This is a genomic window from Acidovorax sp. Leaf73 (assembly GCF_916855635.1).
Taxonomy (GTDB): domain Bacteria; phylum Pseudomonadota; class Gammaproteobacteria; order Burkholderiales; family Burkholderiaceae_C; genus Acidovorax; species Acidovorax facilis.
Genome location: NZ_CAKASI010000001.1, coordinates 50,878 through 64,326 on the forward strand (window position 1 = coordinate 50,878; position 13,449 = coordinate 64,326).

Here is a 13,449-nt window from a genome sequence, read left to right on the forward strand (position 1 = left end):
GTATAGCTGTTTGCGCTTTTCTACAAAGCGCTAGAGGCTAAAAATGCTCTAAAAAAAAGCGCCCGGTACTACCGGGCGCTTTTTTTTGTGAAGGCTCAGTCCTGTGGTCTGAAGCCAATGGTCAGTGAAGGCGGCACGCGGCCATCCACATCGCGCGGCAGGGTCTCGGTCTTGTCCAGGGCGCGGAGCACTGCGTCATCCCAGGCCTTGTTGCCGCTGGACTGCACCAGGCGTTTGCCCACGATGGTGCCATCGGGCGAAAGGCGGACTTCCACCTCGGCGCGCGGGTTGCCTGAGATCGCGTCGGGGTACACGATGTTGGGCTTGACCTTGGCTGCAACCTTGCCGCCATAGCTGCCCGACGGACCAGCGCTGCGCTGGGCTGTGCCTGTGGCGTTCTCGCCGCCCGTGGCCCCCGCCAGGCCCTGGAGGCGGCGCAGGTTGGCTTCCCGCTGTTCTGCCAGCTGTTTGGCCTCCGCGTCGGCCTTGCGCTTGGCGGCTTCGTCCGCCTTGCGCTTGTCTTCGGCCAGCTTCTTTTGCTTGTCCTGCTCGGCCTTCTTCTGCTCAGCCAGCTGCTTTTCGCGCTGTTCCTTTTCTTTTTCCTTTTCCTTTTGCAGGCGTTCCTTCTTTTCCTGCTCCAGGCGGTCGCGGCGTTCGTCTTCCTTGCGCTCACGTTCGCGCTTTTCACGTTCCAGCTGCTGCTCGCGCGCCTTCTTCTCCTGCTCCAGGCGCTTTTTTTCGCGTTCGATGGCGATGTCCGCCTCGCGCGTGTCGGGCGGCTCCACGGCGCGGGGGGGCGGTGGTGGTGGCGGAGCGGGCGGACGCACTTCCGGGGGAGCGGGTGGTGGCGGCGGGGGCTCCACGGCGCGTGGTGCGGCCTGCTGGGGCACCGCAGCCCACAGTTCGGCCTCCACCGCAGGCTGGTCGGCGCTGTTCTTCCAGTTCACGCCCCAGGTGAGCGCACCGATGAGCACGACATGCACAAGCACCGCCAGTGAAATGGCGCGCAAGCGTGCCGGGGGGCGGGGCGGGGAAAACTGGTCGCGGTCGTTGTGGGCGTGCATGGGCTTCAGAGCGGCGGGCGTGCGTTCGGTTCAACCACCCTGTTTGACGGAAAGACCCACGCGTTGCACGCCCGCCTTTTGCAAGGCATCCATGGCTTTCACCACGTTTTCGTACTGCACTCCCTTGTCGGCGCTGATGACCACGGCACTGGCGCTGTCAGCACCCTGGGCCTTCTGCCAGCGGCTGGCCGCGTCGCCGATCTCGCGCTGGTTCAGACTGCGTGTGGCTTCGGGCGTCTTGAACTGCAGCGTGCCGTCCTTGTTGACGATGACCTGGGCCACCACCTTGGGCATGTTCTTGCCTTTGCCCACGCTGGGCACATCAACAACGCCCGGCGTCAGCATGGGCGCCGTCACCATGAAGATGATGAGCAGCACCAGCATCACGTCGATGAACGGGACCATGTTGATCTCGTTGATGGTGCGGCGGCCTCGACCGCGGGATGCCATGGCGGGCATGTGGGCCTCCGTGCTCAGTGGCCCGAGGCCGTATGGCCTGCGGGTGCGGGCTGGGCGCCCAGATTGCGCTGCAGGATGTTGGAGAACTCTTCGATGAAGGTCTCCTGGTGCGTGGCCACGCGGTCGATGTCGCGGGCAAAGCGGTTGTAGGCGATCACAGCGGGGATGGCGGCAAACAGGCCGATCGCGGTGGCCACCAGGGCTTCGGCAATGCCAGGCGCCACGGTGGCCAGCGTGACCTGCTCCATGCCCGCAAAGCCGGTGAACGCGTGCATGATGCCCCACACGGTGCCAAACAGGCCTACGTACGGCGACACGGAGCCGACCGACGCCAGGAATGAAAGGCTCGATTCGACCACGTCCATCTCGCGCTGGAAGCTCGCGCGCATGGCGCGGCGTGCGCCGTCGAGCAGGGTGCCGGGGTCCACGATGCGGCGCTCACGCAGCTTCTGGTATTCACGCATGCCGCTGGCAAAAATACGTTCCATGGGACCGGCCTGCTTGGCGTTTTGTGCGGCACTGGCGTACAGGTCGTTCAGGCTGGTGCCCGACCAGAACTCGCGCTCGAAATCCTCATTGAGCGCTTTCACGCGCTTGAGCGAAAACAGCTTTCGGAAGATGGCTGCCCAACTGGCGACGGAGACGCCCAGCAACAGCAGCATCACGAGTTGCACCACCCAGCTGGCGTGCAGCACCAGGGTGATGATGGACATGTCTTGGGAGTTCATGGTGAGAGTTGTTCCAGCAGGGTGTTCGGAATTCTTGCGGGGCGCATGGTGGCAGCATCAACCCATCCGATGCGGATGGTGCCTTCGCTCAGCAACAAAGGGGCTTGTTCGGTCATCTGCTCTGGTTTCAGGAGCGCGCGCTGCACTATTGTCAACGATGCGCGGCCCGAGGCCTGCAGGGCGGCGGTAACAATCAGTTCATCGTCCAGCCGTGCAGGCCGGTGGTAGCGAAGCTGGGCATCGGTTACGACAAACATGCCCCCGGTTTGTTCCCGCAATCGCTGCTGACCCACGCCCAGCGACCGCAGCCATTCGGTGCGAGCGCGCTCGAAGAATTTGAGGTAGTTGGCATAGAACACGATGCCGCCGGCATCGGTGTCCTCCCAATACACGCGGATGGGAAACTCGAATGCCATCGCGCGTTACCCCAGCACGCTGCGCAGCCGCGCCACAGACTCTTGGAGTTGCGCCATGGAGTTGGCGGTGGAAAAGCGCACAAACCGTTCTGGCTCGGCCGTGCCGAAGTCACGCCCTGGCGTCACGGCGATGTGCGCACGGCGCATCAGCTCAAAAGCAAAGTCCCAGCTGCCGCTGACACCCAGGCGCTCGGCGGCCTGCGTGCAGTCCGCCCAGGCGTAGAAGGCACCGTCGGGCATCACCGGCACCGAAAGGCCCATGGACTGCAGGGCGGGGATAAAGAAGTCGCGCCGGGCCTTGAACTCGGCGCGGCGGCGTTCGTATTCAGCAATGCTCTCTGCCTCGAAGCAGGCCAGCGCCGCGTGTTGCGACACGGTGCTGGCGCAGATGAACAGGTTCTGCGCCAGGCGCTCGACCACCGGCACCATGGCTTCGGGCACCACCATCCAGCCCAGGCGCCAGCCGGTCATGTTGAAGTACTTGCTGAAGCTGTTGATGCTGATGATGTTGTCGTCGATGGCCAGTGCGGTGTGGCCAAACTCTTCCTCGTACGACAGGCCCAGGTAGATCTCGTCGATCATCGTGATGCCGTCATGCGCTCGGACCACTTCGTGGATTCGGCGCAGCTCACCGGGCGCGATGGAAGTGCCGGTGGGGTTGGACGGCGATGCGAGCAGCACACCCCGCGTCTTGTCCGTCCAGGCCGCACGCACCTTGTCGGCGCTCAGCTGGTAGCGTTCTGCGGCCGTGGTGGGCAGCAGCACGGCCTTGCCCTCGGCGGCGCTCACGAAGTGGCGGTTGCAGGGGTAGCTGGGGTCGGGCATCAGGATCTCGTCGCCCGACTCGATCAGCGCCAGGCACGCCAGCTGCAGCGCGGCCGAAGCACCGGCCGTGACCACGATGCGGCGTGCAGGCACGTTGACGCCAAAGCGGCTCTGGTACCAGCCGCTGATGCGCTCGCGCAGCGCATCCAGCCCCAGCGCGTTGGTGTACTGCGTGGCGCCGCTGTGCACGGCGCGCGCGGCGGCCTCTTGCACCAGGGGCGGCGCGGTGAAGTCCGGCTCGCCGATGTTCAGAAAGATCATCGGCACGCGCGTGCCCGCCACCTCGCGGGCCAGGGCCTGCGCGGCCTTGGCGACCTCCATCACATAGAACGGTTCGATGCGCTCAGCGCGCGTGGAAAACTTCATGGGAAGGTGTCCTGCCCGTGCGGGTCGGGTGTTGCTCGGAAACTCAAGAAAGAAGGCCCCGTGCGTGGCAGTGGGTTGCACGCGCGAGAGCCTTTCGGCGGGGGGCGCTCAGGCTTCGTCGGCGGGCGCGCCAGGCATTGCGCCCGGGGCCTTGTCGGCCGCCACTTCCAGCGCACGCAGCTTGGGGGCCAGGCCGTTGAGCACGGCGTTCACGTACTTGTGGCCATCGGTGCCGCCAAACTCTTTGGCAAGTTCAATGCACTCGTTGAGCACCACACGCCATGGCACGTCCAGGCAGTGCTGAAACTCGTACACGCCGATCCACATCACGGCATGCTCGATGGGCGAGATCTCGGCCATCTTGCGGTCCAGCAGCGGGGTGATCAGCGCGTCCAGGTCGGCGGCGGTGTTGATGCAGCCGTGCAGCAGTGCGTCGTAGTGCACCGAATCGGCCTTGTGAAAGCCCGCCAGGTCGCGGGTGAACGCGTCGATGGCGTGCGCATCGTTGCCGCCCACCAGGTGCTGGTACAGCGCCTGCAGCGCGAATTCGCGCGCGCGGCTGCGGTTGGACTTGGAGGCTGCCTTGCGCGTGCCCGTGCTCTTGAGCCCGGTGCGGGCCTGCTTGGGCGGTCGTGCCGAGGACGGCGTGGGGGTGTTTTCGCTCATGACAGCTCGTCCAGCAGGTTGGCCATTTCCACCGCAACGCGGGCGGCATCGGTGCCTTTTTCGGTCTGGCGGGCGATGGCCTGCTCGACGTTTTCGGTGGTGATGATGGCGTTGGCAATCGGGATCTGGTAGTCCAGCGACAGGCGCGTGACGCCCGCGCCGGATTCGTTGGCCACCAGTTCGAAGTGATAGGTCTCGCCACGGATGATGCAGCCCAGCGCGATCAGCGCGTCGAATTCATCGCTTTCGGCCATGGCCTGCAAGGCCACGGGCACCTCCAGCGCGCCGGGCACCAGCACGTGCTTGATGTTTTTCTCTTGCACACCCAGCGCGAGCAACTCGGCGCGGCAGGCGGCCGCCAGCGTGTTGGTGATGCTCTCGTTGAAGCGGGCCTGCACGATGCCGATGTGCAATTTCTTGCCGTCCAGCTTGTCCGCTGTTCCTTTGTCTGCGCCAAACATGTTCTTTATTCCTTGGGGATGAAGCCGGTGATTTCGAGGCCATAGCCCGCCATGCTGGGCATGCGGCGGGGCTGGCCCATCAGAGCCATCTTGTGCACGCCACATTCGCGCAGGATCTGCGCGCCCACGCCATAGGTGCGCAGGTCCATGCGGCCGCGTTCGGGGGCCTGCGCCGCGCGGGCGGTGCCTTCAAACTGGGCCAGCAGCTGGGCGGCGCTTTCACCGCAGTTGAGCAGCACGGCCACGCCCTTGCCTTGCTTGACGAGGTATTGCAGGCTGGTATCGAGGCCCCACGAGTGCATGGAGCGGTTGACCTCCAGCGCGTCGAACACCGACAGGGGCTCGTGCACGCGCACAGGTACCACGTCGTCGGTGCTCCACTGGCCCTTGACCAGCGCCAGGTGCACGGCCTGGCTGGGTTTGTCGCGGAAGGCGTGGGCGGTAAATTCGCCGTAGGCGGTCTGCAGCGTGCGCGTGCCGACCTTTTCGACCAGCGACTCGTTGCGACTGCGGTATTCGATCAGGTCGGCAATGGTGCCGATCTTCAGGCCGTGCTCAGCCGCAAACAGCTGCAGGTCGGGCAGGCGGGCCATGGTGCCGTCGTCCTTCATGATCTCGCAGATCACCGATGCGGGGCTGCAGCCTGCCATGGCGGCCAGGTCGCAACCGGCTTCGGTATGGCCTGCGCGCATGAGCACGCCACCGTCCACGGCCTGTAGCGGGAAGATGTGGCCGGGTTGGACCAGGTCGGTGGGCTTGGAGTTGCGGTCCACCGCCACCTGCACGGTGCGGGCACGGTCGGCCGCCGAGATGCCGGTGGTCACACCCTCGGCCGCCTCGATGGAGACGGTGAACGCCGTGCTGTACACCGTGCCATTGCGCGCGGCCATGGGGGGCAGCTTGAGGAACTCGCAGCGCTCACGGCTCAATGTCAGGCAGATCAGGCCCCGGCCGAAGCGGGCCATGAAGTTGATGGCCTCGGGCGTCACGTGGTCGGCGGCCAGGACGAGGTCGCCTTCGTTTTCGCGGTCTTCTTCATCCACCAGGATGACGATGCGCCCGGCGCGCATCTCGGCCACGATGTCCTCGACGGGGGAGATCGGCACGGGGGTGAGGGGGGAGGTCATGGAAGGGCGGGCTTTCGGTGGGCCGCGCGGGTGGCGCGCACCGCACGCTGTCCGGCCACGACCCGGGAGGGTCGATTCCAAAGAGCGGGCAGTGCGGGGCTGGCCGCACGGTGCGGGAGCGCTCTGCGCCCCGAAAGCCGAGATTTTAGTTCACTTGGGGCGCGGCCCGAGCGGATCACGCAGTCGAGCGGCCGCCGTCATGCCCGGCCAGCGCGCCGGCCACGATCAAGCCGGTCAGCAGCATCAGGGACAGCATCTTGACGCCGCTGGCCACCGTCAGCACTGTGGGCCAGTGGGCGAGGTGCATGTGCAGCGTGGCAAAGTTTTCCACGAGGTCCGACACCACGAGCGTGCCCATCGCCCAGTGTGCATGGCGCCAAAGGCCACCCAGGGCCCGGCCCTGCGGCACGGCCCGCGCGACCAACCGCCGCACGGCCCACGCCACCGGGTAGGCCAGCCACAGGGTGTAGCAGGCGAGCAGGGCCCAATCCAAGGCGATGACGCGGCGCACGCCCTCGGCGTTGCACATCACCTCCCAGCTGGCATGCCAGTGGGCCGACAGCTGAAAGCCCGTGGGCAGAATCTGCAGCCACAACGGCGCGGTATCCAGGTCGCAGGCGCGGTAGCCAGCGAGGGTGGTGATGGCGTACAGCACGGCCGTGGCGGCTGCCAGCGCTATGCCCATCCAGCGCCAGGGTTGCGTGCGCGGCACGGTGCTGGCGGGCACGGCGCCGCCCACCGGGCGGGCCGTGGGGTCGATGAAGTCGCTGGTCTCACGGCCACGGGCGTTCAGGCCGGTCCAGACCCAGTAGGGGCAGTCATACGCCTGGTCGTGCATGGCGGTGAGCGGGTCGCCGGGCTGCAGCCGGCTCTTGTCCACCCGCAAGCCCTGCGCAGCGGCTTCGTCCACCATCCAGGCCAGCGTGATGTTGGACAGCCCGTCGCGCGCGTACGAGCCGCCCACGTCGCTGTGCACGCCGCGGAACCAGCGCTGGTCGTAGCTGCGCCAGGGCTGCTCCTCGGCGGTGAAGTGCGGGTCTTCGTAGCGGCGGGGCGTGTACTTGCTGCGCGATTCATACAGCGACATGGCATGGCGTACGTGGGCAAAGCGCTTGCAGTCGAAGTCGGTGGAGTTGCTGATCTTGATGCTGCCCAGTCCGCCCAGGCCGATGGCCTCCACCGTGTCCCACACGCCCACGAAGTGCACCAGCGGCGTGCGGCCCAGCGAGAAGTTGTGGATCACGTCCTCCGCAAATTTCTCCCGGTCTTTGGTGCCAGCCTGGTTTTTGTGGCCGCGCGGCGCAAAGTAGGTGCGCACCAGCGTTTCGATGAGCGGCAGCCCCTCGGTGTGGATCAGGCCGTACATGTTGATCATCCCGGCCACCGACCGCGCCGTGAATGCGCCGCGCGAGAAGCCGAACAGGTAGATCCGGTCGCCCCGCTGGTAGGTATTGACGAGGAACCGGTAGGCCTCTGCGATGTTGGGGAACACGCCGTTGCCCAGTGCCAGCCCTGCCAGTTGCCGCAGCTGGTTCTTGGCCTCGGACACGATGCCGTCCGCCGGGAACTCGTTGGTGGTGCCCACGCCGGGGTCGTAGTAAACGAGCTGGGTGGGCTCCTTGCCCGATGGGTCGTGGCCCTTGCCGAGCATGCGCAGCAGCTTGACCACGTTGGTGTCCTGCTGGTTGCCCAGAATGTTGCCGGTGCCGTCGAACAGCAGCACCAGGTTGCGGCCAGGCTTTTCGGCCCATTGCGCGTCCGCCGCGATGCACTGGGTCAGGATGTCCTTGCGGGTGGGGGGACGGTAGGCGGCGCGCGGTGGATTTGTGGCTACTGCGGCCGGTGTGGCAAGTGCGTTCATGAAGTCCCCCTCGCTCTGCAATCAATCATGACTGACGCAAACAGTGCTCAGGCAAGCGACACGCCCACGGCAAAGCCGGTTGCTGCATCCCGATTGGCGTAAGTCCTCAATGTATGTGCCGCAGATTCTGGGTGACTACTGCCGGGCATGGCAAGCAGGAAAGCGCCATTCGGGGAGGGGCGAGCCGGGGCAGGGGGCAGGCCCCTTCAGCCAACGTCAGATGCTTTGCGCTTGCAACCGCACGTCGCTTGCCGGGTAGGCCACGCAGGGCAGCACGCAGCCCTCGGCCTTTTCTTCGGCAGACAGGCCGGGCCACTCGATGGCATAACGCACTTCGCCTTCGATCAGCATGCCGAGGCAGGTGCGGCAGGTGCCGTTGCGGCAGGAGCTGGGCCAGTCGATGCCGCCTTGCTCCAGCGACAACAGCAGGGGCTGCTCGGGCCAGGCGTCGCATTGCTGGCCGTCGGGCTCGACCTTGGCGATGAAAAAGGGGGCTGCGGTGGGTGTGTTCATGGGGTGCGTTTCTTCAAGCGTTGCGGGAGGCGTGTGTCCAAACCAGCAGCAGGTTGTTGGCGGGCATCGCATGCCGTGCGGCCAGTTGCAGGTCGGCCTGGGCGGCGACGGCGGCCACGTCTTCGATGCGGCGGATGCCCCAGTCGCCGTCTTGTGCGCGCAGGCTGGCGTCGAAAGACAGGTTGCCAGGCGCGGTGGGCACGCCATCTTCCAGATACGGGCCGTAGGTGACGAGGTGGCCGCCCGGCGTCAGGTGGCGGGCGGCGCCTTGCATCATCCCCGTGCAGCAGGCCCAGGGCGCGATGTGCAGCATGTTGGCGCAGTAGACCAGGTCGAACGACGCGGCGCCGAACGCCGGGCCTTCGCTGGGCCAGCGGTCATGCAGCACGTCCAGCCGCTGTGGCGCCCGCACGTTGCGGGCACCGGCCTGCTCGGCCCAGGCGGTGATCGATGCGAAGTGGTTGTTGTGCAGGTCTGTGGGCTGCCACGTCCAGCCGGGCAAGGCGGTTGCAAAGTGCGCGGCGTGCTGGCCGGTGCCGCTGGCAATCTCCAGCGCAGCGCCGGTAGGTGGCAACAGGGCCAGCAGCTTCGCCAGGATGGGGCCCTGGTTGCGTTCGGCGGCGGGGCTGTGCTGGAGGGGGGCGGTGGTCACTAAATATTTTGGTATTTTTAGCCTCTAGCGCTTATCTGGTAAGCGCTAGTAGCTATGAAATAAGGAGCACTTCGAAGAATGCCGACGGGGACTGTACCTCAGATGCTTTGTCCAGGCTGCGCTGCCTGTTTTTTAAGCGGTATAAGAAGTTTCCTTGTAAATCAATGACTTAAAACTGTCATACAAGGCTTGTTCAGAGTTATCCACAAGATTGTCCAGTCCGGGAAGGGATAACCGGGGGTTTGGGGGCCGTTTGAGGGCGTTGGCGGCGGGGGCGGATCGGGTTTTGTAATTGCCTGTTTTTTGAGCGTCACAAGGATATTCCTTGTAAATCAATCACTTAAAGCGTCCATACAAGGCTTATCCAAGGTTATCCACACCATTGTCCAGTGCAGAACGGGATAACCATCGCCATGGTGTTCTGCGTTGCCTAAAAATGAGGCAGTGCAGGGTGATTCTTTATAAATCAAGCACTTGGCGTTGTCATACAGGGCTTGTCAAAACTTATCCACATGATTGTCCAGTGCTGGCAGGGATAACCCGCAGGTAGTGGGCTCCGGGGTGTTCAGGGGGTGACCTTCACGCCCTTCCAGAACGCCACGCGGCCTTTGATTTCTTCGGCTTCGGGCTTGGGGTCGGCGTAGAACCAGGCGGCGTCGGTGTTCATTTCGCCGTTGACCAGCAGCGACAGGTAGCTGGCCTGGCCCTTCCAGGCGCAGGTGGTCTTGTGGTTGCTGAAGGTGAAGTAGTCGCGGTGGAGTGCGCTTTCGGGGAAGTAGTGGTTGCCCTCCACCACCACGGTGTCGTCGCTTTCGGCAACTACTACGCCGTTCCAGACTGCTTTCATGGGAAATCCTTGGTAAAAATGGCCGCTGGCGCTTGATTTATAAGCGCTGTTAGCTATGAAATTGTGAGTAAAGGGGTGCCGCTGCGGCAGCAAGCCCCCGGAACGGGATTGCGAGGCTGATTATTCCCAATGCGCCGCAGCTGTGCACGGGCCTCTGGGAACGCAGGGTTTTAGACGGATATGCCTTCATTTATTCAGTCGCCTGCGCAACCGGCGGCCAGCGCCGCGTGGCTTACAGTGCAGCGCGCGGTGCCCGCACATTGGGGCTGGGCGCCAGAGGCAGTTTAGAGAGATGCGTTTCGTTTCTATTCCACTGATTGATGGACCAACCAAGACAACAGGACAGGAGAACCTTCACCATGGGTATTGATTTCAAAGGCCGTGTGGCCATCGTGACGGGCGCAGGCGGTGGCCTGGGCCGCCAGCATGCATTGGCTTTGGCAGCGCGCGGCGCCAAGGTGCTGGTCAACGATCTGGGCGGCGCGGTGGACGGCAGCGGCGGTACAGTGAGTGCGGCGCAGGCCGTGGTCGATGAGATCCGTGCTGCGGGCGGCGAGGCGCTGGCCAACGGCGCATCCGTCACCGACTTTGCCGCAGTCGAGGCCATGGTGCAGCAGGCCATCGACGCCTGGGGCCGGGTGGATGTGCTGGTCAACAACGCAGGCATCCTGCGCGACAAGTCGTTCGCCAAGATGAGCATGGACGACTTCCGCCTGGTGGTGGATGTGCACCTGATGGGCGCCGCCAACTGCTGCAAGGCCGTGTGGCCGCACATGGTGGCCCAGCAATATGGCCGCATCGTGATGACCACGTCGTCCACCGGCCTGTACGGCAACTTCGGCCAGGCCAACTATGGCGCGGCCAAGCTGGCCCAGGTGGGGCTGATGCAGACCCTGGCCATCGAGGGCGCCAAGTACAACATCCACGTGAACGCCCTGGCCCCCACGGCCGCCACGCGCATGACCGAGGGCCTGATGCCCCAGGAAGTGCTGGACGCCCTGAAGCCCGAGGCCGTGGTGCCCGCCATGCTGGTGCTGGCGCACGAAAGCGCGCCCACGCGCACCATCCTGTGTGCGGGTGCGGGCACGTTCGAGGCCGCCCACATCACCCTGACGCAGGGCGTTCATCTGGGCATTGGCGCTGATGTGCCCGAGCAACTGGCGGCCCACCTGGCCCAGGTGACGGACCGTGCCGGCGAGCAAGTACCACAAAGTGGCGCAGCCCAAGGAACCAACGAAGTTGGAAAGGCCTTGGCCGCAAGGGCTTGATTTCCCCAGAGGCGGGCCAGCGCTCAACGTGCTAAGTTCCGGGCCGACAGAAGTTGGATCGGTATAAACATATGAGCACACTGCACGAGAGACTGGCCGCCTACCCGGCGGACGCCCTGGGGGGGATTCGCCGCGGCATCGAAAAGGAAGGGCTGCGCGTGCTGCCCACCGGCGGCCTGGCCCTTACACCCCACCCGCTGGCCCTGGGCTCTGCCCTCACGCACCCGCTGATCACGACCGATTACAGCGAGTCGCAGCTGGAGCTGATCACTGGCGCCCACAAGGGCGTGCAGCAGTGCCTGGATGAGCTGACCGAGGTGCACCAGTTCGTGCACCACACCCTCCAGGACAGCGGCGGCGAGCTGCTGTGGGCCTCCAGCATGCCCTGCGGCCTGCCCACCGACGAGACGATTCCGATTGGCCGCTACGGCAGCTCCAATGTGGGCCGCGCCAAGAGCGTGTACCGCATGGGCCTGGGCCACCGCTATGGCCGCCGCATGCAGACCATCTCGGGCATTCACTACAACTGGTCGCTGCCGGGCGTAGACAGCGAGCAGTATTTCGCACTCATCCGCAACTTCCGCCGCCACGCGTTTGTGCTGCTGTACCTGTTCGGCGCGTCGCCCGCCTTGTGCCCCTGTTTTGTGGAAGGGCGCGAGCACCGCCTGGAGCGCATGGAGGGCGGCAGCGCGCTGTACCTGCCCCACGCCACGTCGCTGCGCATGGGCCGCCTGGGCTACCAGAGCGACGCGCAGGCCACGCTGGCCGTGAGCTACAACGGCCTGACGGGCTACGCCAACTCGCTGCACGAGGCGTTGACCAAGCCGTACCCCGCCTACGAAACCGTCGGCGTGCGCAACCCCGGTGGCGACTACAACCAGCTGGGCACCAGCCTGCTGCAGATCGAAAATGAGTTCTACGGCACCATCCGCCCCAAGCGCACCGTGCGCACCGGCGAGCGCCCGCTGCACGCGCTGCGCGAGCGGGGTGTGGAATACGTGGAAGTGCGCCTGATGGACCTGGACCCGTTTGTGCCCGTGGGCATCACCGCGCCCACCATGCGCCTGCTGGATGTGTTCCTGCTGCACTGCCTGCTGTCCGACAGCCCGCCCGACACGCCGGCCGAAATTGCCGAACTCAAGCAGAACCAGCACCTCACCGCAGAGCGTGGCCGCGAGCCCGGTTTGCACCTGTCGCGCAACGGCCAGAGCGTGCCGCTGACCGAATGGGGTGCCGAGGTGCTGGCCGCCTGCGAGCCGCTGGCTGCCGCGCTGGATGCCACCCATGGCACCGACGACTACAGCACCGCGCTGCGCGATGCCCGCGCGCTGATGGCTGCGCCCGAGCGCACACCATCGGCCCGCGTTCTCGACAGCATCGTGCAGAGTCACCACAACAGCTTTGAATCCTTTGCCCGCCAGCAGTCCATCGCTGCGCGCGACGCGTTGCTGGGCCTGCCGTGGACGCCTGAACAGCAGGCGCGCTACCTGGCGATGGCAGATGAATCGATTGCCGCGCAGAAAGCCATCGAGGCGGCAGACACGCTGCCGTTTGAAGAATGGCGCGAGCAGTACATGGCGGTGAAGGAGCTCGGGTGATGGGGCGCGCAGGCGTCAGGAAACTCCTGATTTGATAGCTGCTTGCGCTTATTCGTCAAGCGCTAGAGGCTGTTTAGACGCTAATGTCAGCCTTGCAGCTGCAGCAGCGCCTCTTGCCGCCAGTATTCGGCCGCGTCCAGAAAGCCCTCCCATACGCAGCCATTGCACCCGCGCCCACAGCAGGTCGTTGGCTCGGGCGGCGGGGTGCGCAGCGCAATGCCCATGTCTGCAGCGCGTTGCTGCAGCGACTGGAACATCTGCTGCGCGGTCGCGCCGTCTACAGCGCGGGCCGGGGTTGCCATGGTGAGTGAAGTCACGGCTTGTGGCGCCCGGACTTGGCGCGGCGCACGGCGTACTGCACCCCAAACGCAATGCCCAGCACCAGCGCAAACCAGCCCACCAGGGCCGCCTGGCTCATCAGATCGCGCACGCTGGCAGAGCGGGCGACGTACGGCGCCAGCAGGATGACCAGACCAATCAGGGCCAAGGTCACGCTCTTGAACAGCAGATCCTTGTGGGCCTTGGCGGCGGTGGCTTTGCGCGGGGTGTCGAGAGGGGCTGGCATGAAGGTCAAACAACGCCGTGGCGTAGGGCAAGT

16 protein-coding genes are annotated in these 13,449 nt (G+C 65.2%); 2 read left to right on the plus strand and 14 right to left on the minus strand.

Translation table 11 applies throughout. The features are described 5' to 3' along the window. Positions 1–95 precede the first annotated feature (95 nt). The 12 genes from tolA to LPA35_RS00295 form a co-directional block, all read right to left on the minus strand. Entirely contained in the window at positions 96–1,064 is a 969-nt protein-coding gene (gene tolA / locus LPA35_RS00240; RefSeq protein WP_121419467.1) for a cell envelope integrity protein TolA, read from the minus strand. 30 nt (positions 1,065–1,094) lie between these two features. Then, on the minus strand, positions 1,095–1,523 hold the full coding sequence (locus tag LPA35_RS00245) for an ExbD/TolR family protein (RefSeq protein ID WP_055398910.1): 429 nt from the start codon (positions 1,521–1,523) through the stop codon (positions 1,095–1,097). A gap of 14 nt (positions 1,524–1,537) precedes the next feature. Then, positions 1,538–2,251, minus strand: a complete 714-nt coding sequence (gene tolQ, locus LPA35_RS00250) for a protein TolQ (RefSeq protein WP_055398908.1) — start codon at positions 2,249–2,251, stop codon at positions 1,538–1,540. Next, the gene (gene ybgC, locus LPA35_RS00255) at positions 2,248–2,667 is read right to left on the minus strand and encodes a tol-pal system-associated acyl-CoA thioesterase (RefSeq protein WP_121419468.1); all 420 of its coding nucleotides are present in this window, start codon (positions 2,665–2,667) and stop codon (positions 2,248–2,250) included. Before ybgC ends, tolQ begins: the two co-directional genes overlap by 4 nt. A gap of 6 nt (positions 2,668–2,673) precedes the next feature. Beyond that, complete coding sequence (locus tag LPA35_RS00260) at positions 2,674–3,858, minus strand: pyridoxal phosphate-dependent aminotransferase (RefSeq protein WP_228894318.1); 1,185 nt, start codon at positions 3,856–3,858, stop codon at positions 2,674–2,676. 108 nt (positions 3,859–3,966) lie between these two features. Then, a complete protein-coding gene (nusB, locus tag LPA35_RS00265; protein WP_121419470.1) occupies positions 3,967–4,524 on the minus strand; it encodes a transcription antitermination factor NusB in 558 nt (185 codons plus the stop codon). Beyond that, entirely contained in the window at positions 4,521–4,985 is a 465-nt protein-coding gene (gene ribH / locus LPA35_RS00270; RefSeq protein WP_121419471.1) for a 6,7-dimethyl-8-ribityllumazine synthase, read from the minus strand. Before ribH ends, nusB begins: the two co-directional genes overlap by 4 nt. Positions 4,986–4,990: 5 nt before the next feature. Beyond that, the gene (gene ribBA / locus LPA35_RS00275) at positions 4,991–6,112 is read right to left on the minus strand and encodes a bifunctional 3,4-dihydroxy-2-butanone-4-phosphate synthase/GTP cyclohydrolase II (RefSeq protein ID WP_218299233.1); all 1,122 of its coding nucleotides are present in this window, start codon (positions 6,110–6,112) and stop codon (positions 4,991–4,993) included. Between the two features lie 175 nt (positions 6,113–6,287). Next, positions 6,288–7,973 (minus strand): DUF2235 domain-containing protein, encoded by a 1,686-nt coding sequence (locus tag LPA35_RS00280; protein ID WP_228894319.1) that lies wholly within the window; start codon positions 7,971–7,973, stop codon positions 6,288–6,290. 216 nt (positions 7,974–8,189) lie between these two features. Continuing rightward, the gene (locus LPA35_RS00285; RefSeq protein ID WP_055398898.1) at positions 8,190–8,486 is read right to left on the minus strand and encodes a 2Fe-2S iron-sulfur cluster binding domain-containing protein; all 297 of its coding nucleotides are present in this window, start codon (positions 8,484–8,486) and stop codon (positions 8,190–8,192) included. Positions 8,487–8,499: 13 nt separating this feature from the next. Next, positions 8,500–9,138: a DUF938 domain-containing protein gene (locus LPA35_RS00290; protein ID WP_228894321.1), complete on the minus strand. Its 639-nt coding sequence runs from the start codon at positions 9,136–9,138 to the stop codon at positions 8,500–8,502. Positions 9,139–9,703: 565 nt separating this feature from the next. Continuing rightward, on the minus strand, positions 9,704–9,985 hold the full coding sequence (locus LPA35_RS00295; RefSeq protein ID WP_055398894.1) for a DUF427 domain-containing protein: 282 nt from the start codon (positions 9,983–9,985) through the stop codon (positions 9,704–9,706). A 359-nt stretch (positions 9,986–10,344) separates the two neighbouring features. On the opposite strand from LPA35_RS00295, the gene LPA35_RS00300 reads away from it, so the two are divergent. Further along, a complete protein-coding gene (locus LPA35_RS00300; RefSeq protein ID WP_055398892.1) occupies positions 10,345–11,253 on the plus strand; it encodes an SDR family oxidoreductase in 909 nt (302 codons plus the stop codon). A 71-nt stretch (positions 11,254–11,324) separates the two neighbouring features. Then, positions 11,325–12,851 carry a glutamate--cysteine ligase gene (gene gshA, locus LPA35_RS00305; RefSeq protein ID WP_228894323.1) on the plus strand — a complete coding sequence of 509 codons (1,527 nt, stop codon included), beginning with the start codon at positions 11,325–11,327 and terminating at the stop codon, positions 12,849–12,851. Positions 12,852–12,937: 86 nt separating this feature from the next. Here the strand turns inward: gshA and LPA35_RS00310 are convergent, their stop codons facing one another. Continuing rightward, positions 12,938–13,153 (minus strand): oxidoreductase-like domain-containing protein, encoded by a 216-nt coding sequence (locus tag LPA35_RS00310; protein ID WP_055398886.1) that lies wholly within the window; start codon positions 13,151–13,153, stop codon positions 12,938–12,940. Between the two features lie 11 nt (positions 13,154–13,164). Further along, positions 13,165–13,416 (minus strand): hypothetical protein, encoded by a 252-nt coding sequence (locus LPA35_RS00315; protein WP_055398885.1) that lies wholly within the window; start codon positions 13,414–13,416, stop codon positions 13,165–13,167. Between the last annotated feature and the right edge of the window lie 33 nt (positions 13,417–13,449).

What these genes read in the sequence shown, in the direction of transcription:
- tolA (WP_121419467.1), bottom strand. Translation starts at nt 1,064, where the DNA reads ATGCACGCCCACAACGACCGCGACCAGTTTTCCCCGCCCCGCCCCCCG.
- LPA35_RS00245 (WP_055398910.1), bottom strand. Translation starts at nt 1,523, where the DNA reads ATGCCCGCCATGGCATCCCGCGGTCGAGGCCGCCGCACCATCAACGAG.
- tolQ (WP_055398908.1), bottom strand. Translation starts at nt 2,251, where the DNA reads ATGAACTCCCAAGACATGTCCATCATCACCCTGGTGCTGCACGCCAGC.
- ybgC (WP_121419468.1), bottom strand. Translation starts at nt 2,667, where the DNA reads ATGGCATTCGAGTTTCCCATCCGCGTGTATTGGGAGGACACCGATGCC.
- LPA35_RS00260 (WP_228894318.1), bottom strand. Translation starts at nt 3,858, where the DNA reads ATGAAGTTTTCCACGCGCGCTGAGCGCATCGAACCGTTCTATGTGATG.
- nusB (WP_121419470.1), bottom strand. Translation starts at nt 4,524, where the DNA reads ATGAGCGAAAACACCCCCACGCCGTCCTCGGCACGACCGCCCAAGCAG.
- ribH (WP_121419471.1), bottom strand. Translation starts at nt 4,985, where the DNA reads ATGTTTGGCGCAGACAAAGGAACAGCGGACAAGCTGGACGGCAAGAAA.
- ribBA (WP_218299233.1), bottom strand. Translation starts at nt 6,112, where the DNA reads ATGACCTCCCCCCTCACCCCCGTGCCGATCTCCCCCGTCGAGGACATC.
- LPA35_RS00280 (WP_228894319.1), bottom strand. Translation starts at nt 7,973, where the DNA reads ATGAACGCACTTGCCACACCGGCCGCAGTAGCCACAAATCCACCGCGC.
- LPA35_RS00285 (WP_055398898.1), bottom strand. Translation starts at nt 8,486, where the DNA reads ATGAACACACCCACCGCAGCCCCCTTTTTCATCGCCAAGGTCGAGCCC.
- LPA35_RS00295 (WP_055398894.1), bottom strand. Translation starts at nt 9,985, where the DNA reads ATGAAAGCAGTCTGGAACGGCGTAGTAGTTGCCGAAAGCGACGACACC.
- LPA35_RS00300 (WP_055398892.1), top strand. Translation starts at nt 10,345, where the DNA reads ATGGGTATTGATTTCAAAGGCCGTGTGGCCATCGTGACGGGCGCAGGC.
- gshA (WP_228894323.1), top strand. Translation starts at nt 11,325, where the DNA reads ATGAGCACACTGCACGAGAGACTGGCCGCCTACCCGGCGGACGCCCTG.
- LPA35_RS00310 (WP_055398886.1), bottom strand. Translation starts at nt 13,153, where the DNA reads ATGGCAACCCCGGCCCGCGCTGTAGACGGCGCGACCGCGCAGCAGATG.
- LPA35_RS00315 (WP_055398885.1), bottom strand. Translation starts at nt 13,416, where the DNA reads ATGCCAGCCCCTCTCGACACCCCGCGCAAAGCCACCGCCGCCAAGGCC.